Source organism: Agromyces sp. NPDC055661 (assembly GCF_053618135.1).
In genome coordinates, this window is the sequence record NZ_JBSHHC010000002.1 from 161565 (window position 1) to 187753 (window position 26189).

At 72.1% G+C, this 26189-nt stretch carries 26 protein-coding genes; 17 read left to right on the forward strand and 9 right to left on the reverse strand.

All coding sequences use genetic code 11. The features are described from left to right. Positions 1–16: 16 nt before the first annotated feature. A complete protein-coding gene (locus tag ACWGO8_RS14315) occupies positions 17–637 on the reverse strand; it encodes a DUF6264 family protein (RefSeq protein WP_452043712.1) in 621 nt (206 codons plus the stop codon). A gap of 8 nt (positions 638–645) precedes the next feature. Beyond that, positions 646–1674, reverse strand: a complete 1029-nt coding sequence (gene fbaA / locus ACWGO8_RS14320) for a class II fructose-bisphosphate aldolase (RefSeq protein WP_376955581.1) — start codon at positions 1672–1674, stop codon at positions 646–648. Positions 1675–1767: 93 nt separating this feature from the next. Between fbaA and ACWGO8_RS14325 the strand changes: the two genes are divergently transcribed. From ACWGO8_RS14325 to ACWGO8_RS14340, 4 genes are all read left to right on the forward strand, one after another. After that, positions 1768–2760, forward strand: coding sequence for a fructose-bisphosphatase class II (locus ACWGO8_RS14325; protein WP_452043713.1), 993 nt, complete (start codon positions 1768–1770; stop codon positions 2758–2760). Between the two features lie 166 nt (positions 2761–2926). Then, the gene (glpX, locus tag ACWGO8_RS14330; protein ID WP_452044571.1) at positions 2927–3931 is read left to right on the forward strand and encodes a class II fructose-bisphosphatase; all 1005 of its coding nucleotides are present in this window, start codon (positions 2927–2929) and stop codon (positions 3929–3931) included. A 46-nt stretch (positions 3932–3977) separates the two neighbouring features. Then, positions 3978–5366, forward strand: a complete 1389-nt coding sequence (locus tag ACWGO8_RS14335) for an MFS transporter (RefSeq protein WP_452043714.1) — start codon at positions 3978–3980, stop codon at positions 5364–5366. 107 nt (positions 5367–5473) lie between these two features. Beyond that, positions 5474–5866 (forward strand): VOC family protein, encoded by a 393-nt coding sequence (locus ACWGO8_RS14340; RefSeq protein ID WP_452043715.1) that lies wholly within the window; start codon positions 5474–5476, stop codon positions 5864–5866. Between the two features lie 84 nt (positions 5867–5950). Here the strand turns inward: ACWGO8_RS14340 and rmuC are convergent, their stop codons facing one another. Then, the gene (gene rmuC / locus ACWGO8_RS14345) at positions 5951–7312 is read right to left on the reverse strand and encodes a DNA recombination protein RmuC (RefSeq protein WP_452043716.1); all 1362 of its coding nucleotides are present in this window, start codon (positions 7310–7312) and stop codon (positions 5951–5953) included. A gap of 176 nt (positions 7313–7488) precedes the next feature. Then, the gene (locus ACWGO8_RS14350; protein WP_452043717.1) at positions 7489–8106 is read right to left on the reverse strand and encodes a 3'-5' exonuclease; all 618 of its coding nucleotides are present in this window, start codon (positions 8104–8106) and stop codon (positions 7489–7491) included. Positions 8107–8282: 176 nt separating this feature from the next. Between ACWGO8_RS14350 and ACWGO8_RS14355 the strand changes: the two genes are divergently transcribed. Continuing rightward, entirely contained in the window at positions 8283–8609 is a 327-nt protein-coding gene (locus ACWGO8_RS14355; RefSeq protein ID WP_452043718.1) for a nuclear transport factor 2 family protein, read from the forward strand. A 7-nt stretch (positions 8610–8616) separates the two neighbouring features. After that, positions 8617–9414: a class I SAM-dependent methyltransferase gene (locus tag ACWGO8_RS14360; RefSeq protein WP_452043719.1), complete on the forward strand. Its 798-nt coding sequence runs from the start codon at positions 8617–8619 to the stop codon at positions 9412–9414. Positions 9415–9451: 37 nt separating this feature from the next. Here the strand turns inward: ACWGO8_RS14360 and ACWGO8_RS14365 are convergent, their stop codons facing one another. Next, positions 9452–11740 carry a caspase family protein gene (locus ACWGO8_RS14365; RefSeq protein WP_452043720.1) on the reverse strand — a complete coding sequence of 763 codons (2289 nt, stop codon included), beginning with the start codon at positions 11738–11740 and terminating at the stop codon, positions 9452–9454. Beyond that, complete coding sequence (locus ACWGO8_RS14370; protein ID WP_452043721.1) at positions 11737–14202, reverse strand: CHAT domain-containing protein; 2466 nt, start codon at positions 14200–14202, stop codon at positions 11737–11739. The genes ACWGO8_RS14365 and ACWGO8_RS14370 overlap by 4 nt, the downstream gene beginning before the upstream one ends. Before the next feature lie 319 nt (positions 14203–14521). Between ACWGO8_RS14370 and ACWGO8_RS14375 the strand changes: the two genes are divergently transcribed. Next, a complete protein-coding gene (locus ACWGO8_RS14375) occupies positions 14522–15559 on the forward strand; it encodes a DMT family transporter (RefSeq protein ID WP_452043722.1) in 1038 nt (345 codons plus the stop codon). Here the strand turns inward: ACWGO8_RS14375 and ACWGO8_RS14380 are convergent. Beyond that, on the reverse strand, positions 15500–16306 hold the full coding sequence (locus ACWGO8_RS14380; protein ID WP_452043723.1) for an alpha/beta fold hydrolase: 807 nt from the start codon (positions 16304–16306) through the stop codon (positions 15500–15502). The genes ACWGO8_RS14375 and ACWGO8_RS14380 overlap by 60 nt on opposite strands. An 87-nt stretch (positions 16307–16393) precedes the next feature. Here ACWGO8_RS14380 and ychF point away from each other — a divergent pair, with 87 nt between their 5' ends. From ychF to ACWGO8_RS14405, 5 genes are all read left to right on the forward strand, one after another. After that, complete coding sequence (gene ychF / locus ACWGO8_RS14385) at positions 16394–17467, forward strand: redox-regulated ATPase YchF (protein WP_452043724.1); 1074 nt, start codon at positions 16394–16396, stop codon at positions 17465–17467. A gap of 132 nt (positions 17468–17599) precedes the next feature. Continuing rightward, positions 17600–17962 (forward strand): hypothetical protein, encoded by a 363-nt coding sequence (locus tag ACWGO8_RS14390; protein WP_452043725.1) that lies wholly within the window; start codon positions 17600–17602, stop codon positions 17960–17962. Positions 17963–18506: 544 nt separating this feature from the next. Next, positions 18507–19343, forward strand: a complete 837-nt coding sequence (locus ACWGO8_RS14395; protein ID WP_452043726.1) for a nucleotidyltransferase domain-containing protein — start codon at positions 18507–18509, stop codon at positions 19341–19343. Then, positions 19340–19750 (forward strand): hypothetical protein, encoded by a 411-nt coding sequence (locus tag ACWGO8_RS14400; protein WP_452043727.1) that lies wholly within the window; start codon positions 19340–19342, stop codon positions 19748–19750. The genes ACWGO8_RS14395 and ACWGO8_RS14400 overlap by 4 nt, the downstream gene beginning before the upstream one ends. Before the next feature lie 113 nt (positions 19751–19863). Continuing rightward, a complete protein-coding gene (locus ACWGO8_RS14405) occupies positions 19864–21345 on the forward strand; it encodes an FAD-dependent monooxygenase (protein WP_452043728.1) in 1482 nt (493 codons plus the stop codon). Between the two features lie 5 nt (positions 21346–21350). On the opposite strand, the gene ACWGO8_RS14410 is transcribed toward ACWGO8_RS14405, so the two are convergent. Further along, positions 21351–21941: a 1-acyl-sn-glycerol-3-phosphate acyltransferase gene (locus ACWGO8_RS14410; RefSeq protein ID WP_452043729.1), complete on the reverse strand. Its 591-nt coding sequence runs from the start codon at positions 21939–21941 to the stop codon at positions 21351–21353. Positions 21942–22278: 337 nt separating this feature from the next. Between ACWGO8_RS14410 and ACWGO8_RS14415 the strand changes: the two genes are divergently transcribed. The 5 genes from ACWGO8_RS14415 (at position 22279) to ACWGO8_RS14435 (ending at position 25582) form a co-directional block, all read left to right on the forward strand. Beyond that, positions 22279–22803 (forward strand): RNA polymerase sigma factor, encoded by a 525-nt coding sequence (locus tag ACWGO8_RS14415; RefSeq protein WP_452043730.1) that lies wholly within the window; start codon positions 22279–22281, stop codon positions 22801–22803. An 87-nt stretch (positions 22804–22890) separates the two neighbouring features. Next, positions 22891–24243, forward strand: a complete 1353-nt coding sequence (locus ACWGO8_RS14420) for a hypothetical protein (RefSeq protein ID WP_452043731.1) — start codon at positions 22891–22893, stop codon at positions 24241–24243. A 61-nt stretch (positions 24244–24304) separates the two neighbouring features. After that, positions 24305–24454, forward strand: coding sequence for a hypothetical protein (locus ACWGO8_RS14425; protein ID WP_452043732.1), 150 nt, complete (start codon positions 24305–24307; stop codon positions 24452–24454). Positions 24455–24517: 63 nt separating this feature from the next. Continuing rightward, positions 24518–25276: an MBL fold metallo-hydrolase gene (locus tag ACWGO8_RS14430; RefSeq protein WP_452043733.1), complete on the forward strand. Its 759-nt coding sequence runs from the start codon at positions 24518–24520 to the stop codon at positions 25274–25276. A 96-nt stretch (positions 25277–25372) separates the two neighbouring features. Beyond that, entirely contained in the window at positions 25373–25582 is a 210-nt protein-coding gene (locus ACWGO8_RS14435; protein ID WP_452043734.1) for a dodecin, read from the forward strand. Here ACWGO8_RS14435 and ACWGO8_RS14440 read toward each other — a convergent pair. Next, entirely contained in the window at positions 25548–26111 is a 564-nt protein-coding gene (locus tag ACWGO8_RS14440) for a hypothetical protein (RefSeq protein WP_452043735.1), read from the reverse strand. The two genes, ACWGO8_RS14435 and ACWGO8_RS14440, sit on opposite strands and share 35 nt — an antisense overlap. Positions 26112–26189: the final 78 nt, after the last annotated feature.

Here is a 26189-nt window from a genome sequence, read left to right on the forward strand (position 1 = left end):
GCGCCGGGGCGCGGCGCTACGGCGTCGGTGCCGTCGTGCCCGCCATGCGCTCGATGTACGCGACGAACGCCGGGTCGTTGAGGAACACGATCGACACGATCACCATCATGAGCACGAGCGACAGCACGCCGCCGAGGATCGGCACCCAGAACGCGGTCTTGTGCGCACGCAGGCGCAGGATCGACCAGCCCAGCGTCCCCGCGTAGAGCGCGAGCTGCAGCACCGTGCCCACCATGGTGAGGGTGGGCAGCCACTCGGGCGCTGTGAAGTCGCCAATGCCCTGCTGCTCGTAGACGAGGGAGAACTGCTGCGGGAGCACCTGCAGGCTCGCCGCGGTGTTGATCGCGCCGAACGCGCCGAGCACGAGCAGCGCGATGGTCACGACGCGGTCGACGGCGCCGGGTCGGCGCTCGCCGGGGAGCGCGACGGGAGCGGGCGGAGGCGGCGCGGCCGGCTGGGCGGGGTGTGCGGGCTGCGCGGGCTGCGCGGGCTGCGCGGGCGCCGCCGACTCGTCGGCGGGCGGCTGCCAGGTCCAGCCCTCCGGTGCGTACTCGCCGTAGCGCGGACGAGGCCGCTCGTCGGCAGCGCCACCCTGACCGGGGGCGTCGGGCGTGCGAGCGGCCTCGTCCTGGGGCATCGGTCTGCCTACGCGCTGATCGAGTTGCCGGCCGAACCGAGCTGGCGGGTCGACTCGCCCACGCGGACGGCCATCGCCGACTCGGCGACCTTGCCCCAGGCGCGCGGGTCGTACAGCTTCTTGTTGCCGACCGACCCGTCGACTTTGAGCACGCCGTCGTAGTTTTCGAACATGTAGCCGGCGATCGAGCGCGTGAACGCGTACTGCGTGTCGGTGTCGATGTTCATCTTCACGACGCCGTTGCGCACGGCCTCGGCGATCTCCTCGTCGGTCGAGCCCGAGCCGCCGTGGAAGACGAGGTCGAGGGGCTTCGGGCCGGTGCCGTACTTCGCGGCGAGGCCGTCCTGGATGTCCTTCAGGAGCTCGGGGCGGAGCTTCACGTTGCCGGGCGCGTAGACGCCGTGCACGTTGCCGAACGTGAGCGCGGCCATGTAGCGGCCCTGCTCGCCGAGGCCGAGCGCCTCGACCGTCTTGATCGCGTCGTCGAGCGTCGTGTAGAGGTGCTCGTTGATCTCGTGGCTGACGCCGTCCTCCTCGCCGCCGACGACGCCGATCTCGACCTCGAGCACGGCGTTGATGGCCTTCATGCGGGGGAGGATCTCCTTGGCGATCTCGAGGTTCTCATCGAGCGGAACCGCCGAGCCGTCCCACATGTGGGACTGGAAGATCGGGTTGCGGCCGGCCTTGACCTCCTCCTCGGAGGCGGCGATGAGCGGGAACACGAAGTCGTCGAGCGCGTTCTTCGGGCAGTGGTCGGTGTGCAGCGCGACCGTGATCGGGTAGGACTTCGCGACCTCGTGCGCGAACCTCGCGAAGGCGAGGGCGCCGGTCGAGCGAGCCTTCACCGTGTGGCCCGCGAAGTAGTCGGCGCCCCCCGTCGTCACCTGGATGATGCCGTCGGAGCCCGACTCGGTGAGACCCTGCAGCACCGCGTTGAGCGTCTGCGAGGAGGAGACGTTGAACGCCGGGAAGGCGAAGCCCTTCGCCTTGGCGGTGTCGAGCATCTCGGCGTACTGCTCCGGGGTTGCGATGGGCATGGTGCTCCTTCGAAGGTGACGTTGGGGTTCGTCGACGAGTCTAGCGAGGTGGCGAGGAGTGCTCAGGTCGCCGGCGACGGGCAGGATGAACGGGTGACCTCCCCGGCCCCCACGCCCCTCGACGAGCTCGGCGACGCGCTGGCGCATGCGCTGCGGGATGCCACGGCGACGGCCGCGGCATCCGTCGTGCCGCTCGTCGGCTCGGGCGACGGCATGGCGGTCGACGGCACCGCGGTGGACGCGCTGCGCGCTGCACTCGCCCTGATCGCCGTCGACGGGCACGTCGTCGCGGGGGAGGGCGAGAAGGACGAGGCGCCGATGCTCGCACCGGGCGAGCGGTTCGGCACGGGCGGGCCGACGCTCGACCTCGCGGTCGACCCGGTCGACGGCACGAGGCTCGCGGCATCCGGTCGCGACGGGGCGATGGCGGTGCTCGCGGTCAGCGGCCGCGACGGCTTCGCCGACCTCGGCCCGGCGCACTACCTCGCCAAGCAGGTCACCTGGTTGCCGGATGCCGCGGGGCTCCCGATCGAACGGCTCGTGCGACGCCTCGCCGACGTGCGCGGCGTCGCGACGGCGGACGTGCGCGTCGCGGTGCAGGACCGGCCGCGGAACGCCGACGTCGCCGCGCGCGCCCGAGCCGCCGGCGCGACCGTGGTGCCGTTCGAGCACGGCGACATCGAGCGATCGCTGCGGGCCGCGCAGCGCGGCACCGACCTCGACGTGGTGACCGGCATCGGGGGAGCGCCCGAGGGGCTGCTCACGGCCGCCGCGGTGCGGGCGCTCGGCGCCGACATGGTCGCGTCGTACGCGCCGCAGTCCGCCGGCGAGGCGGAGCGGCTCGCGGCGTCGGGGCGCTCGGCAGCGACCTCGCTCGCGCTCGACGACCTCTGCCGTGGTCCGGCGTGGTTGTTCCTCAGCGCGGTCACGGCGTGCCGGCCGGGCGCCGACGGCGTGCTCGAGGCGGCGCGGCGCGAGGCCCGGGGCATCCGGGTCGCGTCGTGGCACGTCGGGCCGCGGAGCTCGCCGCGGTGGTCCGAGCTGATCGTGGGAGATGACGGAGTGGTCGTGGGCGTCGTCTCGTGAGGCGGTTCCCGCTGATCGTTAAGAACGCACGAACTTTCACGTCACAGACGCTACGGAATGCGTTTTCCCGACCTCGGAATCGTTAAGCTCGAAAGCAGGCTCGGCACCGGTTCGCGGATGCCACTCAGGCCCGACCTCCGACCGACCACTCCGGGAAGGACCTCCGATCGTGAGCACCGACACCGAAAGCAGCCTCTACCTGCACCCCGACCGCAACATCGCGCTCGAGCTCGTGCGCGCGACCGAGGCGGCTGCGATCCGCTCGTACCCGTGGATCGGGCGCGGCGACAAGCTCGCCGCCGACGGCGCCGCGGTCGACGCGATGCGGGCCTTCCTCGGCACGGTCAACTTCGACGGCGTCGTGGTCATCGGCGAGGGCGAGAAGGACGAGGCGCCCATGCTCTTCAACGGCGAGCGCGTCGGCAACGGCCGCGGCCCCGCCTGCGACATCGCGGTCGACCCGATCGACGGCACCTCGCTCACCGCAGCCGGGCGTCAGAACGCGCTGTCGGTCATCGCCGTCGCCGACCGCGGCACGATGCTCGACGCGTCCTCCGTCTTCTACATGGACAAGATCGTCACGGATGCCTCGGGCATCGGCGTCGTCGACATCCGCAAGCCCATCGGCGAGAACCTGCGTGCGCTCGCGGCCGCCAAGGGCAAGGAGGTCGGCGAGCTCCGGGTCGCGGTGCTGAACCGCCCGCGGCACGAGCAGCTCATCGCCGACATCCGTGCGGTCGGCGCCGGCACGCGCCTCATCAGCGACGGCGACGTGGCCGGCGGCATCAACGCGGCTCGCTACGAGTCGCGCATCGACATGTGCGTCGGCATCGGCGGCAGCCCCGAGGGCATCACCACCGCGTGCGCGATCAAGGCGCTCGGCGGGTTCATGCAGGGCCGGCTCGCGCCGAAGGACGACGCCGAGCGCGCCCGCGGCGAGGCGGCCGGACTCGACTGCGACCAGGTCTACGAGCTCGACGACCTCGTTCGCAGCGACAACACCTTCTTCGTGGCCACCGGCGTGACCGACGGCGAGCTCGTCGACGGCGTGCGCAAGAAGGGCCCGATCATCCGCACCGAGTCGATCGTGCTGCGCGGCAAGTCGGGGACCATCCGCCGCGTCGTGGCCGACCACCTCGTGGAGAAGTGGCTCGACGAAGCCGACCGATGACGTGATTCCACGGGCGGATGTCCGTGGAATTCGCGAGAATGGCCGGATGAGCGACGGGACGAGGCTGCCGCGCGCGCTGCGCCCGTTCACCTCGGGCCAGTACCGGCTGCTCACCGTCGCGCTGGCGGCATCGCTGCTGTCGGCGGGCGCATGGATCGTGGCGGCCGTGTGGCAGGTCGTCGAGCTCGGCGGCTCGCCCGTCGACCTGTCGTTCGTCGCGGTCGGGTCGAGCCTCGGCCTCGTCATCGCCGTGCTGTTCGGCGGGGTCGCCGCCGACCGCATCCCGCAGCGACGCATCCTGCTCACGGTCGAGGTCGTGCGCGGCGTCGGGTTCGCGACCGCCGCGGTGCTCGCCGCGACCGGGGCCATCGAGGTCTGGCACGTCGCCGTCATCTCGTTCGTGCTCGGCCTCGCCGATGGGTTCTTCTATCCCGCGTACTCGGCGTGGCTGCCCGCGATCCTGCCGGCCGACCGGCTGCTCGCGGCGAACGGCATCGAGGGCGTGCTGCGTCCGGCCGTGATGCAGGCGGCCGGGCCGGCGCTCGCGAGCGCGTGCATCGCGCTGCAGGGCCCGTGGCTCGCGTTCGCGGTGGTGGCTGTGCTGCAGGTCGCGGCCGCCGCCGTGCTCGGGTTCATGCGCACGACGCCCGTGCGACGCGACCTCGACTCGCTCGACGTGCACCCCGTGCGGCAGTCGTTGATCGACCTCCGCGACGGCTTCGCCTACCTGCTGCGCACGCGCTGGCTGTTCGCGACGCTCGCGTTCTCGATCATCCTCGTGTTCCTCATCATGGGCCCGATCGAGGTGCTGCTGCCGTTCGCCGTCAAGGACCAGACCGGCGGCGGCGCGGGGGCGTACGCCCTCGCGCTCGCGGGCTTCGGCGTGGGCGGCGCGGTCGGGTCGCTCGCCGTCGCCTCGATGAAGCTGCCGCGGCGGTACCTGACGCTCATGATCCTGGCCTGGGGCTTCGGATGCCTCCCGCTCGCCATCATCGGGTACACGTCGTGGCTCTGGGTGATGGTCGTGGCCGTATTCATCTGCGGCGTGCTCTTCGACGGCGCGCAGGTGGTGTGGGGCACGTTGCTGCAGCGGCGCGTGCCGCCCTCGATGCTCGGCCGCGTCTCGAGCCTGGACTTCTTCGTGTCGCTCGCGCTCATGCCGATCTCGATGGCCGTGGCGGGCCCGGTCGGCGAATGGATCGGCCTCGCCCCGGCGTTCCTCATCGCGGGCGTGGTGCCGCCGCTGCTCGCCCTTGCGACCCTCGCGTTCGCCCGGCTGGGCCGTGACGAGCTCGCGCACCCGCTCGACGGGCACCCCGACGAGGACGTCGTGACGGGCGCCGAGGCGGCCGCCGGCTTCGCGCCGCCCGTCGATGAGCCGCACCACCGGCACGAGCCGACCCGACGCCCCGACCCCGACCTCGAACCGGGCTGAGCCGCCCGCTGCCCGCCGCGCGCCGGGACAACCCCTCGACGCCGATGCGGTCGTGTGGAAGCGTGGCTCGTGCCGACCCGGCATCACGAGTACGGAGGAGGACCCAGGTGGTCACGATCAAGGATGCATTCCCGGGATTCAGCGTCGACGACCTCGGCGCGGCGCGCGAGTTCTACGGGACGAAGCTCGGGCTGCGCGTCGAAGACGGGCAGATGGGCTCCCTGAACCTCACGCTCCCGTCGGGCCAGACCGTCTTCGTCTACCCGAAGGACAACCACGAGCCGGCGACGTTCACGATCCTGAACCTCATCGTCGAGGACATCGACCGTGCGGTCGACGAGCTCAACGCGGCCGGCGTCGTGACGAAGATCTACTCGGGCGACCAGGACTTCGGCACCGACGAACGCGGGATCTCCCGCAGCTCGGACGAGAACCCCGGCCCGAACATCGCGTGGTTCACGGACCCCGCCGGGAACGTCATCAGCGTCATCGAGGGCTGAGGACGCCGACGTCGGCGCGTCGGCGCGCGCCGGCCGCCGGCGCCGACCTGACGCCCTCGCCTTCGGGCAGCGACGGCGCCCGCGTCACCCCTTGCGCGATGCGTCGCCCGACTCGATCTGGCGACGCAGCTCGGGGTCGAGGTCGGCGCCGGTGCCCGCGACCAGCTCGTAGGCGGTGAGTTCGCGCGGCGCCTCCTCGATGCCCTGCAGCGGCGCGAGGATCTTCGACTCGTCGAGGGCTCCGAGCTTGCGCGCGGTCGGCAGCACCTGGCGCTCGAGGGAGCCGACGAACGCGTTGTAGTCCTTCACGCTGCGCTCGATGGTGCGGCCGAGCTTCTCGATGTGGGACGCCGTGGTGGCGAGGCGCGAGTACAGTTCGCGGCTGAGGTCGAAGAGCGTCTTCGCCTCGTTCGTCAGCACGTCCTGCTGCCACGAGAACGCCACGGTCTTCAGGACCGACCACAGCGTCACGGGCGACGCCAGCGCCACGCGCTTCGCGAACGCGAACTCCATGATGCTCGGGTCGGCCTCGAGCGCGGCCGAGACGAGCGACTCGCTCGGGATGAACGCGATGACGAGCTCGGGCGAGGCGTCGAGGCCGTTCCAGTAGCCCTTCGAGCCGAGCGCCGTGATGTGCGCGCGCACGGCCTGCACGTGCTGCTTCATGAACTCGGCGCGCCGGGCCGCGTCGGCGCCGACGGCCGTGGCCGGGATCTGGCTCGCCTCGAGGTAGGCGGAGAACGGCACCTTCGCGTCGACGGCGATCGACTTGCCGCCGGGCAGGCGCACCACCATGTCGGGACGGCCGGCGCCGGAGTCGCTCGAGATGCTCGACTGCAGGTCGAAGTCGACGCGCTCGATGAGGCCGGCGGCCTCGACCACGCTGCGCAGCTGGGTCTCGCCCCAGACGCCGCGGGTGCTGTTGGAGCGGAGCGCGGACGCGAGCGCCTCGGCGGTGGAGCGCAGCCGCTCCTCGGACTCGGCCGCGGACTTGAACTGCTGGGCGAGCTCGCCGTGCTGCTGGTGGCGCTGGGTCTCGAGCTGCGTCACCTTCGACTGCATCTCGGTGAGCGACTGCTTGACGGGCGCGAGCGCCGTCAGCACGCGGCTCTCGGCCTGCTCGCGCGCCTCGCGGGCCTGCTGCTCGGCGCGGTGCTGCTCGACGAGCTCGCGGTGCTGGCGCTGGGCCGTGAGGATCTGCTCGCGGAGCGCCTCGGCCGTGGCCGCGGTCGCGGCGAGCTCCTCGCGGAGGAGGGACTTGGCCGCCTCCTCGCCGGCGCGGACCTCGGCGAGCTGCGCCTGGTGACGCGCCTCGACGAGCGCCGGGTCGTCGACGACGACCGGGTCGCCGGCCCCCGCGATTCGGCGCGCGGCCACGAACCACGCACCGAGCGCACCGAGCGCGACGCCGAGGACGAGGCCGATGACGAGCAGCAGGATCTCCATGTCCCCGAGTGTGGCAGCGGCGTCCGACATCGCCCGCGAGGCGGCTCGGCCGGGCGGGGCATCCGCAGCGCGCTTTCAGGCAAACGGTCGCGATTCAGGCGGATTCCGCGCAACGGCGCCTGAATCGCGGCCGATCGCCTGAATCACGATCGCCGTCGCACCGGCGACGACCGCACCTACTGCAGCGCCATCGGCCCCTGCGCCGACTGCTGCGCCTGCGTGGCGGCCGACCCGATCGCGCCGAGCGGCACGCGCGTGATGTGCGCCAGCCGCTCGACGTCGTCGGCCTCGTGGCGCTTCGCCGCGTGCACGATGATCGCCGCGCACGCCTCGGCGTCGGCCAGCGCGTCGTGGTGCGAGAAGTCCTCGAACCCGGCGGCCATCGCCGCCGACGGCAGGCGGTACGACTCGAGGTGGTAGGTGCGGCGCGCCACCTGCAGGCTGCAGAGGTAGCGGAAGTCGGGAACCTCGAGACCGAACGCGGTCGAGGTCTTGGCGATGACGCCCATGTCGAACCCGGCGTTGTGGGCGACGAGCACGTCGCTCCCGGCGAACTCCCGCAACGCGGGCAGGTGCACGGGCCAGCCGGGCGCGTCGTCGACCATGTCGCGCGTGATGCCGTGGATGCGCACGTTCCACTCCGAGAACTCGTCGTGCGGGAACGGCGGCCGGATGTACCAGTGCACGCGGTCGACGACCCGCCCGTCGCGGACCTTCACGAGGCCGACCGAGCAGGCCGACGCGCTCGACGGATTGGCGGTTTCGAAGTCGATCGCGGTGAAGTCCACTGGCACGCGTGCATCGTCGCACGCGGTTCCGACACGGCCGGGCGCGTCGTGTGGCGCGTCGGCGATCGGGCTGCGGATGCCGAGTCGGCGCGGCATCCGACGGTTGACGGATGCCGCGGGCAGGGCGTGGAATGGCTGCGGGAGCGCCGAGCCGACGGGCGCCGCGAGCGTGAGGAGACCGGATGACCGAGCTGCCCGCACCGGTCGCCGAGGCGTTCGACGCCACCAACGCCGGCGACCTCGACCGGTTCGTCGCCGCGTTCGCCGACGACGGCGTCATCGACGACTGGGGGCGCGAGTTCCGCGGCCGCGAGGAGATCGCGGGCTGGAGCCGTCGCGAGTCGATCGGCGTGCACCAGACCTTCGACGTCACCGACGTCCGCGAGGCCGGCGACGAGGTGATCGTCGCGGCCGACGTGGGCGGCGACGGGTTCAACGGGCCGTCGACGTTCACCTTCCGGATCGCGCCCGGCGGCGCGGCGATCGAGCGAATGGTCATCACGGGGTGAGCGAGCCGTGAGCGACGTCCCCGAATCCACCGGTCCCGATCGCCCCGACGGCCTCGTCGTCGACCCGAACGACCCCGCGACCGTGCGCTCGGCGCGCTCGTTCGGCGCCGCGGCATCCGTGTACCACGCGTCGCGCCCGGGCTACCCGGTCGACGCGGTCGCCTGGCTCATCGGCGACGCGCAGCGCGTGCTCGACCTCGGCGCCGGAACGGGAAAGCTCACCGAGGCGCTCATCGAGCTCGACCGCGACGTCATCGCCGTCGACCCCGTCGAGGAGATGCTCGAGGAGCTCGAGGTCGCGGTGCCGGGAGTGCCGCGCATCCTCGGCACCGCCGAGGACATCCCGATCGAGGACGGCTCGGTCGACGCCGTCGTGGCCGGGCAGGCGTGGCACTGGTTCGTGCCCGAGCGCGCGGTGCCCGAGATCGCGCGGGTGCTGCGTCCGGGCGGCGTGCTCGGACTGGTCTGGAACAGCCGCGACACGAGCGCGGACTGGCTGCGTGAGGCCGGCGAGATCATGCACGAGCGGCACGACGCGAGCGCCACGTTCGAGAGCTACGTGCGCATCGGGTCGCCGTTCGGTCCGATCGAGGAGCACACGGTCGAGTGGCGCGAGCCGATGTCGCGAGCGCGCTTCCTCGACCTCGTGCGCTCGCGCAGCTACTTCATCACGGCGTCGCCCGAGGAGCAGGCGTCGACCATCGCCGCGCTCGAGACGCTGCTCGACACGCATCCCGACCTCGCGGGCGCCGAGGAGCTCGCCGTGCCCTACGTGACGCGCTGCTTCCGCGCGCGGCTGCGCTGACCTCCCGCGGCCGGCGCGCCGCCGCCCGTCTGCCGCCTCACGCCTCCAGCAGGTCGGCCGTCGCGCGCAGGATCGCGACGACGGCGTCGCGCTGGCGATCGGATGCCGCGCCGTCGTCGGTGCGCGTGCCGGGTCCCACCGGCGTGACCGCACCGGTCCCGACCGTCCCCGCGCCGTCCCCCGCGACGGCCGACGCGCTCGCCGTGCCGAGCAGGATCCGCCCGCCGAGCACCTCCTCACCGTGGAACTCGGGCGTCTGCCGGCGGTTCGGCCCGAACTGCTCGACGACCTGCCGCACGAAGTCCCGGTTCGAGACCGAGCCGACGCCGGTCGTCAGCAGCGGGATGGCCGTGCGCGTGAAGTCGCCGTGACCGCCCGACTCCCACGCCACCTCGGTGGCCTTGCAGGCGCTGAACAGCACCTCGCGGCGCACCCCCGCGGCCCTCGGAGCGGCCGGCGCGACCACCTCGGACGCGAGCACGCTCGCGATCGCGGCATCCCGCACCGGGTCGGGCTCGTCGGACACCGGCGCGACCCCGCGGTCGGCCCGGTACGCCTCCTCGTCCTCGCGCGTGAGCACCACGGCGCGCGGCAACGAGTCGCCGACGGGCGTGAGATCGACGCGCGGCGCGCGGTTCGCAGAGCCCGAATGGCAGCTGTCGAAGAACGCCGTGAGCGCGACGCCCTCGGGGATGACGTCCCAGATGCGGGCGAGGTCGTCGTCGATGATGAGCCGGCCCTGCTTGCGGAAGTCCACGGGGCAGAGCGCCTCGTCCTTCGCGACGTCGCCGTCGTCCTCGTCGGCGTCGAGGTCGGGCACGAACGTGCCGTGTCCCGAGTACTGCACCGCGAGCACGTCGCCCGGCGCGGCCTGGCTGACGAGCTCGAGGATGCCGCGCAGGATCGCGTCGCGGGTGGCCGCGGCATCCGTCAGCTCGGTGACCTCGAACTGTGCGGCGCGCAGTGCGTCGGCCCAGGCGCGCTCGTCGGCGACGCAGCCCTTCAGGCGGTCGCCCTCATCGGGGTAGGCGTCGACGCCGATGCAGAGCGCCCGGCGCGTGCCGGCGCCCGGCGCGGCATCCGCGGCCCCTGCGGCCGCTGCGGCCGCGCCCGCTGCGGATCGCGAGCCCGCCGCCGCGGGCACGTCCTCGTACTCGGGCCACGGCGCCACCTCGCGCGACTTCCTCGGGAACGACGTGACCGTCGCCACGCCCGCCACGCGCCGGGCGACGCTCTCCATCGTGGGCCCGTCATTGTCGAAGTCGCCGTGCGAGGTCGCGGCGCTCGCCGTGCGCACGCCCACCGCGTTCGGGGCGAGCACGAGGTCGCCGTCGGCAGCGGCACCCGTGAAGAAGTCGGCGAGCTCGGCGTCGCGCGTGAGGAACTTCGCCATGCCGAGGATCGGCGTCGCCTTCTGCGGCTCGAACGACGCGGACACGAGGTAGAGCAGCGACTTGTTGTAGATCCGCAGGCACGTGTCGGCACGCTCGGCCTCGTCGTCCATCGTGAAGATCGCGACGCGCGCGATCTTGCCGCTGCGCGCGTGCGGCATCACGAGCTTCGAGAACGTGTCGACGCGCACGGCCGGCGCGAGCAGGTTGAGCGACGCGATCTCGGGGACGTCCGCCGCGAGCGCCGCGTCGAGCAGGTGCGAGTGGAAGATCGAACCCGCGCTGTGGCCGACCGCGTGCACCTCGATCTCGTTGGGGTGGTCGGCCATGAACTTCGCGAGGGCGCGCACGAAGTAGTGCCCGCCGCCGCCCTTCACGGATGCCGCGGCGGCATCGATCTTCATGTCGTTCCAGATCCCGCCGCCGCCGAGCAGCCGCGCCGCGACCTCGAGGAACGTGTCCTTCGCCTCGTCGACCCAGCCGCGGCGGCCGCCCGACGCCCAGCGCCGCAGCGCGTCCCAGAGCGCCGTGCCGAGGCCGGTCTCCCACACGAAGTGGATCGGGTAGACGCCGTTATCCTTCCACCAGACCACCTGCTGCTGCGCGATGCCGAAGCCCGACGCCTTGTCGACGAGCCCGCCGTGCGCGTAGAGCACGACCGGCACCGGGCCGGGCGCGTGCGCCGCGACGAAGGCCGGCAGGTGCGTCTCGAAGAGCGCGTCGATGTCGCCCGTCGTGGTGCGGTAGGCGCCCACGTCCCGCGGCTCGGACGGCGCGCCGGTGGCGAGCTTCCCGTCCTCGAGGGTGATCACATGCGGCCGGAGGTCGGCGAGCTCGGCCGCCGAGAGGTCGGGTCCGCCGCGCGGGGCGGCCGGTGCCGCGGCGATGGGCGGCGACGGGGGAGCGGACGGGCTCGGCGGGCGTACGGCGTTCATGGCTGCGGTCCTTCCGGGATGGGCTGGTCGGGCGGGTCGGGCGGTGCAGGCGGTGCGGGCTGGTCGGTTGCTGCGGATGCTGCGGGCTGGTCGGTTGCTTCGGGCGACGCGGGCTGGTCGACGTGCATGCGGGCGCGCGGGTGGGCGTACACGGCGTACGCGAGCTCCGAGAGGTCGGCGTCCTCGTGCGCGGCGCGACGTGCTTCGCGCGCCGCCTCGGCGATCGTGAGCTCTCCGTCGGCGAGCCCCACGTAGAACGCCTCGACGAAGGTCGAGGCCGGCTCGTCGCCGACGGCCCAGGAGCATCCGACGAACGCGGCGGCGCCGCCGCGGAGGAACGCCTCGGGGAATCCGCCGAGGGCCGCCGGACCCGCCGGCAGGCGGCCGATGTCGCACGCGTTGAGGAACACGAACGGTCCGGTGTCGGCGTCGTCGATGCGTCCGCGGTCGGGCAGGTCGCGTCGCAGCTCGCCGTCGGAGTACCGCGCGAGCGGAACGTCCTCGTCCTCGCTGAACGCCGCCAGCAGGAGCTCCTGCACCTGCGGCGATGCCGCGCTCCAGCGTCCGTGCCCGGCGAAGTGCAGCAGGTCGAAGCCCTGCTGCATGAGCCCGGTGATGCCGTCGGCGTCGTCGGGGTCGATGGTCGTCGCCGCGAACCGGTCCTCGAGGAACCGCCGCTCCTCAGCGGTGTGCGTCAGGCGCAGGTGCTGGTCGGCGTACTCGGGGCAGACGAAGCGCACGCCCGCGGGCGTCACGGTGAGGTCGATCGGGTGCGCGGTGTCGTACACCCAACGGGTCAGTCCGTAGGTGCTGAGGAACCGGGGGATCAGGTCGTCCTCCGGTGGCTTCCCCGTGGCCGGGTCCCTCGGCGGGACCAGGTGCACGATCTCCCACGGGATGTCGAGCTCGCCCGCGGTCTGCACGATGAGGCCGTCGAGCTGGTCCTGGGAGTTCCAGAGGAGCTCCCGTACCTGTCCGCTGAAGAGGCGATCCGCGAGTCCCATGCCCAGCTTGCGCAGGCGCTCGAGGCCTCGGCGGGCGCGCTTGTCACGATCGGTGATCTCGGCGAGCTCGGCGCGGATGCCGCCGACCTTGTCGTACGTGCGCGAGATGAACGCGGCCTTGTCGTCGAGCGGCGTCGTGCATTCCGCGGAGTCCGAGCCGACGGTCACGCGGATCCGCAGCACCGACTCGGTGCCGACGATCGACTCGTCGATGCGGATGCTCGGCAGCACCAGGAGCTCGGGATCCGGCTCGATGACGTCGGCCGTCACCCGCGTCGGCTCGACGGCGGCGCGCGCGCCGACGGCGACGATCTCCGCGGTGAGGCGGAGCGTGGCGAGCGGCAGGTCGGCGTCCTGGCGAACGACGAGCGACACCTCGCCGCTGCCCGGGATCGGCCCGACGACGTGGAACACGTGCTCCGCGACCTCCGTGTCGGACTCCGGCAGTCGTGCGGCGACGGTCTCGGGCTCGCCCGCCACCAGCCGGAACCCGCGCAACGCGATGGTCACGGTGACGTCGCGTCGTGGGTCGACCATGATCCCCTGCTCGGCGTGCGTCGTGCCGGCGGATGCCTCGAGCCGCTGCCGGCTCAGCCGGAACCGCACCTCGGTGACCTCGTCGACCACGACGCGGCGGGGCATCTCGGCGTGCACGTGCGCGAGGACCCGGCGCTCGACGGGCTCATCGCCGGCGCCGCCGACGCCGAGCGAATCCTCGGGTCCGAGCTCGGGGCCGGCGCCGCGGCCGTCCTCCGGCGAGACCGGGGAGGGGACCGGCGTGACCGGCCCGGGCGCGGGCGCGCCGCGCATGGGCGGCGGCTCGGCGGCGGGGGGCGGCGGCGCACCGGGTGCGGGCATGGAAGGCGGCGGCGGGGGAGGCGGTGCCGGGGGTGGCGGGGGCGCATTCGGCGCAGGCATCGAGGCCGGTGGCGGCGCCGTCGGCAGCGGGAACGACGGTGCCGGCGGGGGCGGCGCGGAGCGTGTGGGTGGCGGCGCGGAGGGAGTCGGTGGCGGCGGCGCCTCCGCGCCGGGCTCGGCCGCCTCCTCGGGCGGCTCGGCGCTGCGCGGCGCCTCGGGCGCGGCGGCCTCGAGCCGCTCGGCCGCGTACGTGCGGGCGAGTTCCTCGGCCTCCGCCTCGGTCTCGCACTCCACGACCACGACGATCCCGCGTCGCGGACCGATGCCGAACGGCAGCACGACCTCGAGCGCGTCGGGGTCGTCGCCCGTCGGCCGGAAGGTGCAGAGCAGGTCCTCGACCTGCACGAACACGATGACGCGCCGCGGGTCGACGTCGTCGGCGAGCGAGAGCACGATGGCCGGCGACCCGCCGCCGGTGCCGACGAGGTCGGCGCGGGCGAGCACGCGTCCCGACGAGGGCGGCGTCCAGTCGACGGCGTCCACCGCGGCCACGACGCGGATCGCGCCGCGCGCACCGAGCACCGCCGACGGCGGCATCATGGCCCGGGCCTCCGCCCGCGGCATCCGACGATCTCGGTCGGCTGGACCGTGTGCAACTCAGGTGCGGAGGCGTGTCGCGGCGCAAGAGTCCGGCGTGTCGCACCGACACGCGCCGTCGGGACCTGAACTGCGCACTCTCCGACCCGCCTGCACGTGGCGTACATGGCCGATTCCCCCTCGACTCGTCGCACCGCCGACGAACATGAGCGGTGCTCGACTTCACCCTCAGGCGCAGCATACGACCGCGGGGACTCCGCCCACCAGCGTCTGCGGGCACGTTCAGTGGCACCCCGGATGCCGCGGAGGGACCGCCCTGAGCGTGCGCCTCGTCTCGGGGCATCCGGCCGCGGCATCCGTGCACCCGACCGCGGTCGGAACCACCCCCGACCCGACGTACGCTGTTCGGGTGAAACGCGGGCGGATGTACCTCTTCCTGGCGCTCGCGAACCTCTTCTGGGCCGGCAACTACGTGTTCGGCGAGATGGTCACGCGGGAGATCTCGCCGATCTCGCTGACGTTCTTCCGGTGGGCGTTCGCGGTGCTGCCGCTGCTCGCGCTGGCGTGGCTCATCGAGCGTCCGAACTGGCGCGAGGCGTGGCGCGAATGGAAGCTGCACCTGCTGCAGTCGGTGCTCGGCCTGACCGGTTACACGCTGCTGCTCTACGCCGCGCTGGGCCTCACGGGGGCCGTGAACGCCGCGGTCATCAGCGCCATCAACCCGGCCACGATCGCGCTCGCCGCGGCGATCTTCCTGCACGAGCGGCTGAACCGCGTGCAGGTGCTCGGCATCGTCGTCGCCTTCGTCGGCGTGACCGTCGTGCTCACCGGCGGCGACGTCGTCCAACTCGTCGAGCAGGGCTTCGGCGTCGGCGACCTGCTCGTCATCGGCTCGGTGCTCGCGTGGACGGTGTACTCGCTCATCTCGCGGCGCCTCGTGACGCCGCCCATCACCGCGACCTCGGTGCAGGCGGTCTTCGCCGTCGTGACGATGCTGCCGCTCATCGCGTTCACGGGCGTCTCGTTGCCGTCGTCGCCCGGCGGCGCGCTCGGGCTGGCGTACATCGTGGTGTTCCCCTCGATGGCCGGCTACGCGCTCTGGAACATCGGTGCGTCGAAGGTCGGTCCGTCACGGGCGGGCATCTTCCTCAACCTGCTCCCGGTGTTCACCGTGGTCATCGCGCTCGCGTTCGGCGCCACGCTCGAGCTGCCCGCCGTGATCGGCGGCGCGATCGTGATCGCGGGCGTGTACCTCACGCTGCACCAGCGGAAGCCGCGCCCGGCGGTCGGGCTCGACAGGTCAGCTCGGGGGCTCTCCGGCGACCCGATCGAGCCAATCGCGAAGGAGCGCCCCGAATAGCTCGGGCCGCTCGAACTGCAGGTTGTGGCCGGCGACGTCGAGCACGGCGAAGGTCGCAGAGGGGTAGCGCTCCACGAGCCGCCACTGGTCGCGATATCCCACGATCCAGTCCTGACGGCCGGCGATGATCAACGTGGGCGCCGCGAACGGATCGCCGCGCTCGATCGGCTCCTCGAGCCCGTAGTCGGCGCGGATGCGGGCGATCGCGTCGGCGTCGCCGGCCGCCAGGCCTGGTGCGACCTCGGTGCGGAAGCGCTCGAGCGCCTCGGCCGACTCGACCACCGCGATGTCGGTGAACTCGACGGCTTCCACGGGATCGAGGCGCGCGATCAGCTCGGGGTCGGGGCGGCGCACCGCGCGCGCCGGGATGCGCCGGGCGGACGCGTCGGCGACGACCATCGGGCAGATGAGCGCGAGCCCGAGCACCTGCGCCCGCCGCCGCTGCACGAGCGCGCGCGAGAGGTAGCCGCCGTACGACTCGCCGACGAGCAGGAACGGCTCGTCGCCGATCGCCTCGTCGATGAACGCGTCGACCCGGTCGAGCACGTCGCGCGTGCTGGAGACGCCGTCGCCCGGGGAGGCGCCGAGCCCGGGAAGGTCGGGGTAGATGCGCCGGATCGGCTCGTCGGGGCCGAACAGCGGCTCGAGGCATCCGCTCATCAGGCGATGGTCGACGGGGAAGCCGTGCAGGGCGAGCAGGGGCAGCCCCGCGCCGTGCTCGAGGACGTTGAGGGCCGGAACGGTCACGCTCGAACCCTATGGGGAGGGCCCGACATCCGTTCCGCATCGGTCGCACGGCATCGCCTCGGCCGCCGCCCGGTACGATGGACGCCCGTGGCACTCACCATCGGAATCGTCGGTCTCCCGAACGTCGGCAAGTCGACCCTCTTCAACGCCCTCACCAAGAACCAGGTGCTCGCGGCGAACTACCCGTTCGCGACCATCGAGCCGAACATCGGCGTGGTGAACCTGCCCGACCCGCGGCTCGAGACCCTCGCGGGCATCTTCGGCTCCGAGCGCATCCTGCCCGCGACCGTGTCGTTCGTCGACATCGCCGGCATCGTGCGCGGTGCTTCGGAGGGCGAGGGTCTCGGCAACAAGTTCCTCGCGAACATCCGCGAGGCCGACGCGATCGCGCAGGTCGTGCGCGGCTTCGACGACTCCGACGTCGTGCACGTCGAAGGCACGATCGACCCCAAGGCCGACATGGAGACGATCAACACCGAGCTGATCCTCGCCGACCTCGAGACGCTCGAGCGCGCCATCACGCGCTTCGAGAAGGAGGTCAAGGGCAAGAAGCTCGACCCCTCCGTGCTCGCGGCCGCGAACGAGGCGCTCGAGGTGCTGCAGAAGGGCACGCCACTCAGCGCGGCATCCGTCGACCTCGCGCCCATCGCCGAGCTCGGCCTGCTCACCGCGAAGCCCTTCATCTACGTCTTCAACGTCGACGAGGCCACGCTCACGGATGCCGCGCGCAAGGCCGAGCTCGCCGCGCTCGTCGCGCCCGCCGAGGCCGTCTTCCTCGACGCCAAGATCGAGTCCGAGCTCATCGACCTCGACCCCGCGGATGCCGCGGAGCTGCTCGCGTCGACGGGTCAGGACGAGTCGGGCCTCGACCAACTCGCCCGAGTCGGGTTCGACACGCTCGGCCTGCAGACGTACCTCACGGCCGGCCCGAAGGAGTCGCGCGCGTGGACGATCCGCAAGGGCTGGAAGGCCCCGCAGGCGGCGGGCGTCATCCATACCGACTTCGAGCGCGGCTTCATCAAGGCGGAGGTCATCTCGTTCGCCGACCTCGTCGAGACCGGCTCGGTCGTCGAGGCCCGCGCCAAGGGCAAGGCCCGCATGGAGGGCAAGGACTACGTCATGCAGGACGGCGACGTGGTCGAGTTCCGCTTCAACGTGTGACATCTCGGGCGACATGACGGGTCGCATCGAATGAGCCGTCGAACCGGCGGAAGTCGGTACGAGCCTGATGCAGACTGGCGATTCGGCAATCGAGCCGGCGCTGCAACGCTCGTCGCAGCAGGCATCGCATGCATGGTGGCGTCTGCCGAGAGCTGGAGTGCGGGTATCGCGGTGCTCGGCGTTCTGTTCGTGGCCGTCGGCGCACGGTGGTGCACCAGGGTGAAGCGCGCCGCCGTGGAGTACGACACGGTCGGCGTGACGATCGTCGGACTCCTCTGGACCCGCCGTATCGCTCGCTCATCGATCCGCGACGTCCACGCGGACCACCGTTGGGCCGCCGTCGTCTGGTGCGACCAACGCGGCCGGTGGAGGTGGACACCGCTCAGTCCGATAGCCACCGGAGGCGGGTGGCGCGGCATCCTGCTCATTCCCGAGGCGACGCTCGAAGCGCGGCAACGCTACCTGAAGCGCCTCGCGAAATGGGCTCGGCTGTGAGGCGAGCAGCGAAGGCGCCGCACTCGAGGGAGTCGTGAACCGACCGAACCGGCTGCAGCGTGTCGGCCGGATCGCCTTCTACGCATTGGCGTCGCTCCTGCTCTGCATACTCGCCGGGCTGGGTGTCACGGGTGCGATCGACTCGACGCAACCCGTGCGGTGGGGGACGTTCACCGAGGAATCCTGTGAGTCCCGGGCACGAGGAGGGTGCAGGAGTCTCGGAACATGGGTGAGCGACGACGGGACGATCACGAGGCGCGAGGTCTACCTCGACGGGCGGACCGAGCCAGGCGGCATCGTCCGAGCTGGATATCGACCTGCGGGGATCATCGATCACGACAATGACATCGTGCACACCGAGGTGGGGATCGGTGGCGGGGTCTGGATGCCATGGGTATTCGCAGCCGGATTCCTCGGCTGCACGGTCGCGAAGGCGTACGAATGGGGGCACCTCAGGCCGGCGAGTCTCTACGCGCGCGGGCGTGGCCGGCACGTGCGTCCTCCGGACTGACCCCCGCTGTCGCGGGCGCGATATGGTCAGCGGATGCGCGCGATCCCGGACTCCCTCGACCCCGCCGTTGTCGCTGAGATCGATGCACGCCTGGCCGGCATCGAGCTGGACCACGGCGTGCGGATCCCGTGGGCGATCGAAAGTGGGAGTCGAGCCTGGGGGTTCCCTTCGCCTGACAGCGACTACGACTGCCGATTCATCTACGTACGGCCCCACACCGAGTACCTCACGCTGTGGCCGGCGCGGGACGTGATCGAGACGCCCGTGGACCGTGTCTTCGATGTGAACGGCTGGGATCTCGCCAAGGCCGTCCGCTTGGTCGTGAAGGGCAATGCCGCAGCGATCGAATGGCTCCGCTCGCCGATCGTGTACTCGGGTGACGAGGGCTTCCGCGATCGCCTGCTGGGTTTCGCGGACGAGGTCGTCGAGCGAGTGCTGATCGCACGTCACTACCTGCACGTGGCGCGACAGCAGCAGACGGGAACTCCGTCGCTCAAGCGCTTCTTCTACGTGCTTCGGCCGGCGGCGGCGTTGCGTTGGCTCGCTGACAATCCGGAGGCGGCCCTTCCCCCCATGGATCTCCCGACCCTGCTCCGGGAGACCGACGTTCCGTCGAACGTTCGGGATGCAGCATCCGAGCTGATCGCGACGAAGGCGGTGACCCGCGAGCTCGGCAGTGCCGCTCCGCACGATGCGCTCGTCCGGTTCGTGGCCGAGGAACTCGACCGGGCGGAGGCCTTCGAGGTCGCCTCGACGACCCGGGATGCCACGGAGGTGCGAGAGCAGGCGGACGCGTTCTTCCAGGCGGAGATCGCTGTTCGTGCATACTCCGGGCCCGCCGCGCTGCAGCTCGATCAGGTCGCGCGATGATCGCAGACTTCTTCGGTGATGTCCTCGCCTGGTTCGTGGGGGACACGGTCACCGACGGCGTCCTCGGTGGGAAGCGCTCGGGAGCGCGACGCAAGGTATTCCCGGGCGGGATACGTGTGGTGTCCGGCCGTCAGTCCGGCCTCAGTCCGGAATGGCTCATCGGGGAGTGGACGATCCGCACCGGTCGCCTGAGCAAGGACACCGTGGTCGTCCCGATCATCGAAACCGTCGCGGGCTCGCGTCGATCGGCCGGAATCGATGAACGGCTCATGAGGAGTGAGACGATTATCGTCACCGCTCGCACGGAGACCGCGACGCTCGAATGGGCGATGCCGCGTCGATCCGACGGGCTCGCACTGAGGGCGTTGGGCGTCCCGGACTCCGCCGAGCGCCGTTCCCTCGGCTGAATTGTCGAGAGGACGCAAGGTGCGGCTTCCGACGCGGGACAGCAGCACTTTGCGTCCTCTCGCGGTGCGGTCGATGCTGTGGGCGCGTCCTCCTGACGAGGAAGATGATCACCATGACTGACGTGATCGTGGTCGGGGCCGGCCCCGCCGGCATGATGCTCGCCGGCGAGCTGGCGCTGGCAGGCGTCGCCGTCGCCGTCGTCGAGCGCCGCACGACCTCCGAGCTGGTCGGCTCGCGCGCGGGCGGCTTCCACTCGCGCACGATCGAGATCCTCGACCAGCGCGGGATCGCCGACCGGTTCCTCGCGGCGGGGCAGACAGCGCAGACGGCGAGGTTCGGGACATCCGTGCTCGACATCGGCGACATCCCGACGCGGCATCCGTATGGCCTGGCGCTGTGGCAGAACCAGATCGAGCCGATTCTTCGCGGCTGGATCGAGGAGCTGGGCGTTCGCGTCGAGCACGGCCGCGAGGTGACCGGCTTCGTGCAGGACGACGACGGCGTCGACGTCGAGTTCGCCGACGGCGAGACGAGGCGCGCGAGCTACCTCGTCGGGGCCGACGGCGGCCGCAGCGTGATCCGCAAGGCCGCAGGCATCGACTTCCCGGGCTGGGAGGCCACGCGGAGCAACCTCATCGCCGAGGTCGAGGTGACGGAGGAGCCGCCGCCGGGAATGCGACAGGACGAGTCGGGAACGCACGGACTCCTGCCGATGCCGGGCGGACCGACGTACCGGGTCGTCACGACCGAGCGACGGCTCGTCACGGCCGCGGAGCCGACGCTCGCCGACCTCAGCGACGCGCTCACGGCGGTCTACGGCACGGACTTCGGCGTGCACGACCCGACCTGGATCTCGCGGTTCACGGATGCCACGCGCCAGGCCGCGACGTACCGGAACGGGCGCGTCCTGCTGGTCGGCGATGCCGCCCACATCCACTACCCCGCCGGTGGGCAGGGGATCGGGCTAGGCGTCCAGGACGCCGTCAACCTGGGATGGAAACTCGCGCAGGTCGTGCAGGGCGTCTCGTCGGAGGCGCTGCTCGACACCTACACCGCCGAGCGGCATCCCGCCGACGCGCGGGCGCTCCAGCTCTCGATGGCGCAGACGGTCCTCCAGCGGGCCGACCCGCGCACCGGAGCGCTCAACGAGATCATCGACGACCTCCTGATGACGGATGCCGCGCGCACGCAGCTCGCGGCACGAATCCACGGTCTCGACGTCGCGTACGACCTCGGCCCGGGGCATCCGCTGCTGGGCCGACGGATGCCCGACCTCGACCTCGAGGCCGCGGAGGGCCCGACGCGGGTCTCCGAGCTCCTGCACGATGCGCGGCCGCTGCTGCTCGACCTCGCCGGCCCACGCCAGTTCGAGGTCTTACCGTGGGCGGACCGCGTGCGCACGGTGGACGCGCGATTCGAGGGCGCCTTGGAGCTGCCCGTTCTCGGGGAGGTCGCACGGCCGACCGCCGTGCTCGTGCGGCCCGACGGCCACGTCGCGTGGGTCGACGACGGGTCGGCGGAGCCCCTCGCCGACGCGCTCACGCGCTGGTTCGGCGACGCATCGTCGCCCGCCGCGGCCCCAGGCGAGCGCTGACCGTCTCAGTCGATCTCCGACCCGTCCACCGCGTCCTCCGACCGGAGCCGCGGCTCGGTGCGCAGGTGCGGTCGCAGGCCGGCCTTGTCGGCGTAGAACGCGCGGATCCGATCCATGTCGGCGGGCACGTCGCCGGTGAGCTCGATCGTCGGGCCGAGGCCCGTCGTCATCGTCGTGCGATCGACGTAGCCCAGCGTGACGGGCATGCCCGTCTCCCGGGCGATGCGATAGAAGCCCGACTTCCAGTACTGGTTCGCGCCGCGAGTGCCGTCGGGCGTCACCACGAGGCCGAACACCTCGCCCGAGTGCACGCGATCCACGACCTCGCCGACCACGCGGCCGGGGTCGGAGCGATCGACCGGGATGCCGCCGAGTGCGCGCATGATCGGGCCGCGCCATCCGGCGAACAGGCTCTTCTTGCCGAGCCAGCGCACGTCGATGCCCAGCCGCCAGGCGATGCCGAGCATGAGCACGAAGTCCCAGTTCGACGTGTGCGGCGCGCCGATGAGCACGGTCGGGCGGTCGGGCGCCGGTTCGCTGACGAGACGCCAACGACTCACGGCCCAGTAGACGCGGGACACGAGTCGTCGGAGCATCCGGCAACCGTATGCCACGCCGCATGTCCGCCGCGGCATGCGACCCGGCCGCGGGGTTCAGTCGCTCGCGCCCGCCTTCCGCGCGAACCCCGCGAACCGCTCGTGCACCTCGACGCCGCTGCCGCCCAGCATCGACGGCTCCGCCGTTCGTCGAGATGACGCGAATCCACCTTCCGAACGGCCTCGAGGTGTATTCGCGTCATCTCGATGTGCCCGCGCATGCGCGGGGCGCCCGATCCGAGACCGGCACGTGCAAGACTCACCGCAGTGGCGACACATCCTCTACGTGAGGACTCCGAACGCCGCAGTGGAAGCCGACCTGAGCGAGGGGGTGGCGATGGCCGACGGTGCCGACGCGACATCCGATCGCCCCGACGACCTCGCGTGGTTCACCGACGTCGTGCGCGAGCACTCGACCGCGCTCGTGCGGTACTTCGCCCGTCGCGGCCCGCGGCAGGACGCGGAGGACCTCGCCGCCGACGTGTTCGCCACCGCGTGGCGCCGCCGCGACGACGTGCCGCGCGACGCCGTGCTGCCCTGGCTGTACCGCACCGCCGGCTTCACGCTCGCGAACCACCGGCGCAAGATCGTCGACCTCCCCGTCGACGAGGTGCCCGAGGCCGGCACGGCACGCGTCGCCGACGACCCCGAGCTCAGCGCGCTCTTCGACGCCGAGCTCCGCGGCGCGCTCGCGAGCGTCGGCGAACGCGATCGGCAGATCCTGCTGCTGCATGCGTGGGAGGGCCTCGACGGCGAGGAGCTCGCCGCGGTGCTCGGCATCTCGCGATCGGGGGCGGATGCCGCGCTGTCCCGCGCCCGCAGGCGCCTCCGCGAGGCGTGGGGCGAGCGACTCTCGTTCTAATCCCCGCATGCGGTCACGGCTCCGTGCAAGGTCGGGGCCGCTCGCGACACATCCATCAGTGAACGGATGTCACGGAGGGTGATCGACATGAACGACCGACACGACGACGAACTCGACCCCGTCGAGCGCCTCCGGGCCGCCGACCCCGCCGCGAACGTCGAGCCCAGCGCGGGCTTCACCGACGGGGTCGTCGCACGAGCCGCAGCGGATGCCGCGGGCGAAGGCGCCCAGGCGGGCGAGGCGACGCCGTCCGAGACGCCGCCCGTCGCCGACCTCGCGGCCGAACGCGCACGCCGCCGCAACCGCTGGCTGACGGCCGCGGCCGTCGCGGCATCCGTGCTGATCATCGGCGGCGGTGGCTACGCGATCGGCGCGACCACCACCGGAACGAGCACGATCGCCGGCGGCGCAGCGCCTCCCATCTCGCTGCAGTCGGGCGTCGGCGCGGCGACCGATCAGGGCGTGCCCCAGCCCGACGCGACATCCGGCGCGCCCGAGAGCAGCAAGATGTCGGCGGGTTCGGGTGCTACCGATCGCATGCTGCCCTACGGCTACGGCCGGAACGTCTTCAGCGCCTCGGGCCTCTCGACCGACGAGGGCACGGCGACCGCGTTCGCCTACGATGCGCGCTCGGCGTCGAACGCCGAGACCGTCGGCGCGCTCGCCGCGGCGCTCGGCCTGTCGGGCACGCCCGAGCTCAAGGACGGCGGCTGGGTCGTCGGCCCGCAGGACGGCACGGCGCCGTCCCTCTGGGTCGGCCTCGACGGCACCCTCTCCTTCTCCTACTGGGACCCGCAGCTCAACCCCTGGCAGTGCGCGCCCGACGCGACCGTCTGCGAGCCTACCGGGACGGCACCCGGCGAGGCTGCGGCCATCGACGCCCTGCGCTCGCTCATCTCGTCCACCGGGCGCGACGCCGGGTCCTTCGAGTACGCCTCCCAGGTCTACGAGGGCTCGCCGACGCGCACCGCGCAGGCGTGGCCGCTCGTCGACGGGCAGCGCACCGACCAGGGCTGGTACCTCGAGCTCGCCGAGGGCGGCATCGTCAACGCATCGGGTTCGCTCGCCGAGCCCGTGCAGCTCGGCGACTACCCGATCGTGAGCGAGCAGGAGGCCTTCGAGCGCCTCTCCGACCCCCGCTTCGGCGCTCAGGTGATGGCCATGCCGTTCGCGGCGCAGGAGGCGAAGTCGGCCGAGGCGACCGCGCCCACCGAATGGGTTCCGCCGACCGAGCCGCCCGCGATCCCGGCCGACGGCACCGCCATCTCGTGGCCGGTCAACGAGGTCGAGATCGTCGAGGCCCGCCTCGGGCTCGCGACCCAGTGGCAGCCCGACGGCAGCGTCCTCCTCGTGCCGGCCTACGAGTTCACGGATGCTGCGGGCGGCACCTGGTCGGTCATCGCCGTCGCCGACTCGAAGCTCGATTTCGCGACCGAATAGCCCTCGACCGGGGGTCCCGGCATCTGTAGCGCCGGAGCCGACGGATGCGTACCCTTGGCAGATGCTCGCATGCCCGGAACACGACCTGCCGGTCGAGCGCCACGAGGACGTGGACGCCCTGGACACACGACTCGGCCGACGCGCGCCGGAGGTCTGGTACACCTGCAACGAGGGGTGCCACCTCTCGGGGCAGGAACTGGTCGACGACTAGCGGTCGCCGGCCACGACGTGATCGCGTCCGACTCGCACCGGACGGGCGGACAGGGGTGAAGCGATGATGAAGCAGGTGGCCGACGGCGTCTGGGTTCGCCAGAGCGAGTGGGTGTGGTCCAACTCCACCGTGGTGCGCGTCGACGACGGGTTGATCCTCGTCGATCCCGGCATCGACGGTGCCGACCTGAACGCCCTGGCCGATGAGATCGATCGACTCGGCCTCCCGGTGATCGCCGGGTTCTCCACGCACCTGCACTGGGACCACCTCCTCTGGCGCGAGCGCTTCGGCGACGTCCCGCGCTACGCCACGGCTCCGTCCGCACAGGCGGTCGACGCGGTGCGCGATCGAGCGCAGGCGATGGCGGAGGAGAGCGCCGAGGGCGTGCCGCTCGAGCTGATCGGGCGTCTCACCGCGCTGCCCGCCGACGGTGGGCCGATACCCGGCGAGCTCATCGAGCACGAGGCCCACGCCATCGGCCACGCCGCGGTCCTGCTCGCGGACCGTGGGGTGCTCATCGCCGGCGACATGCTCTCCGACGTGCTCATCCCGCTGCTCGACTTCCGTCGCGACGGTCAGGTCGACGCTTACGAGGTCGCCCTCGACCGGCTCGGCGCGGCCGCCGCGAACGTCGACGTCGTGATCCCCGGCCACGGCGCCGTCGCGGAGGGTCCCGAGGTGGCTTCTCGCCTCGCCGCCGATCGTGCGTACATCGACGCGCTGCGGCGCGGGGTGGAACCCGACGACGCCCGCCTGGAGCAGGAGTGGCTCGCCGGTCCGCACCAGGGCAACGTGGAGCAGGCGCGACGCCCGTCGGAGTGATCGTCGGAGGCATCACGAGCCCGCCTCTACCGGCGTCGGCGCGGCGAGGGCTAGGGTCGAGGCATCCCGCGACGGCGCGGGGGTGGGGAGCCGGCCATGAGCAATCACGTCTACCGCGTCACCGAGATCGTCGGGACCTCTCCCGAGGGCATCGACACCGCGATCCGCAATGCGATCTCCCGCGCGACCAACACGCTGCGGCACGTCGACTGGTTCGAGGTCGTGTCGGTGCGCGGCGAGGTCGAGGGCAACGACGTCGCGCACTACCAGGTCACGCTGAAGGTGGGGTTCCGGCTCGAGGACTGACCTCGCCGACGAGGGGTCCCGACACCTCACGCCGCAGGTGCGCGTCGATCGGAAGCCGCAGCCCGAGGCGCTGCAGCTCCGCGGCCATCCAGGTGCGTCGACGTCCCGTGCGGAACCGGTGCACGAGCCAGCCGACGAGGATGTCGGCGACGCCGCCGATGTAGACCAGCCAGAACCACCACTGGTGACCGGGCGCTGCGAGCAGGTACACGACGCCCACGATCAGCACCACGATCCCCGCCGCGTACGCGACCGAGCCGACCGCGCGCATCGTCGGGAGCAGCGGCGCCGCCTGGCGGAGCGCCCACACGGTCGCATGGTCGTCGCGCAGCTGCTCGAGGAGCCGGCGCTGCGTCGACGGCGGCATCGCGTCGAGCACCGAGGTGAGGCTCTCGGCCCGCCGGAGGTCGTCGGCGTTCGAGTGCAGTCGCGGCACGATGATGGCTCCGGCGAGCGTGATCAGCGTCACGATGATCGGGATCACCATCGCGTCCACGGTCGACGGACCAGCGACTTGGACCTGAAGCATCCTCGTCTTCCCCCTGGGCACAGGCTAGCAGCGCGTCGGATCCCGCCGACAGTCGGGGCGACTCCCGGATCGCCGCTG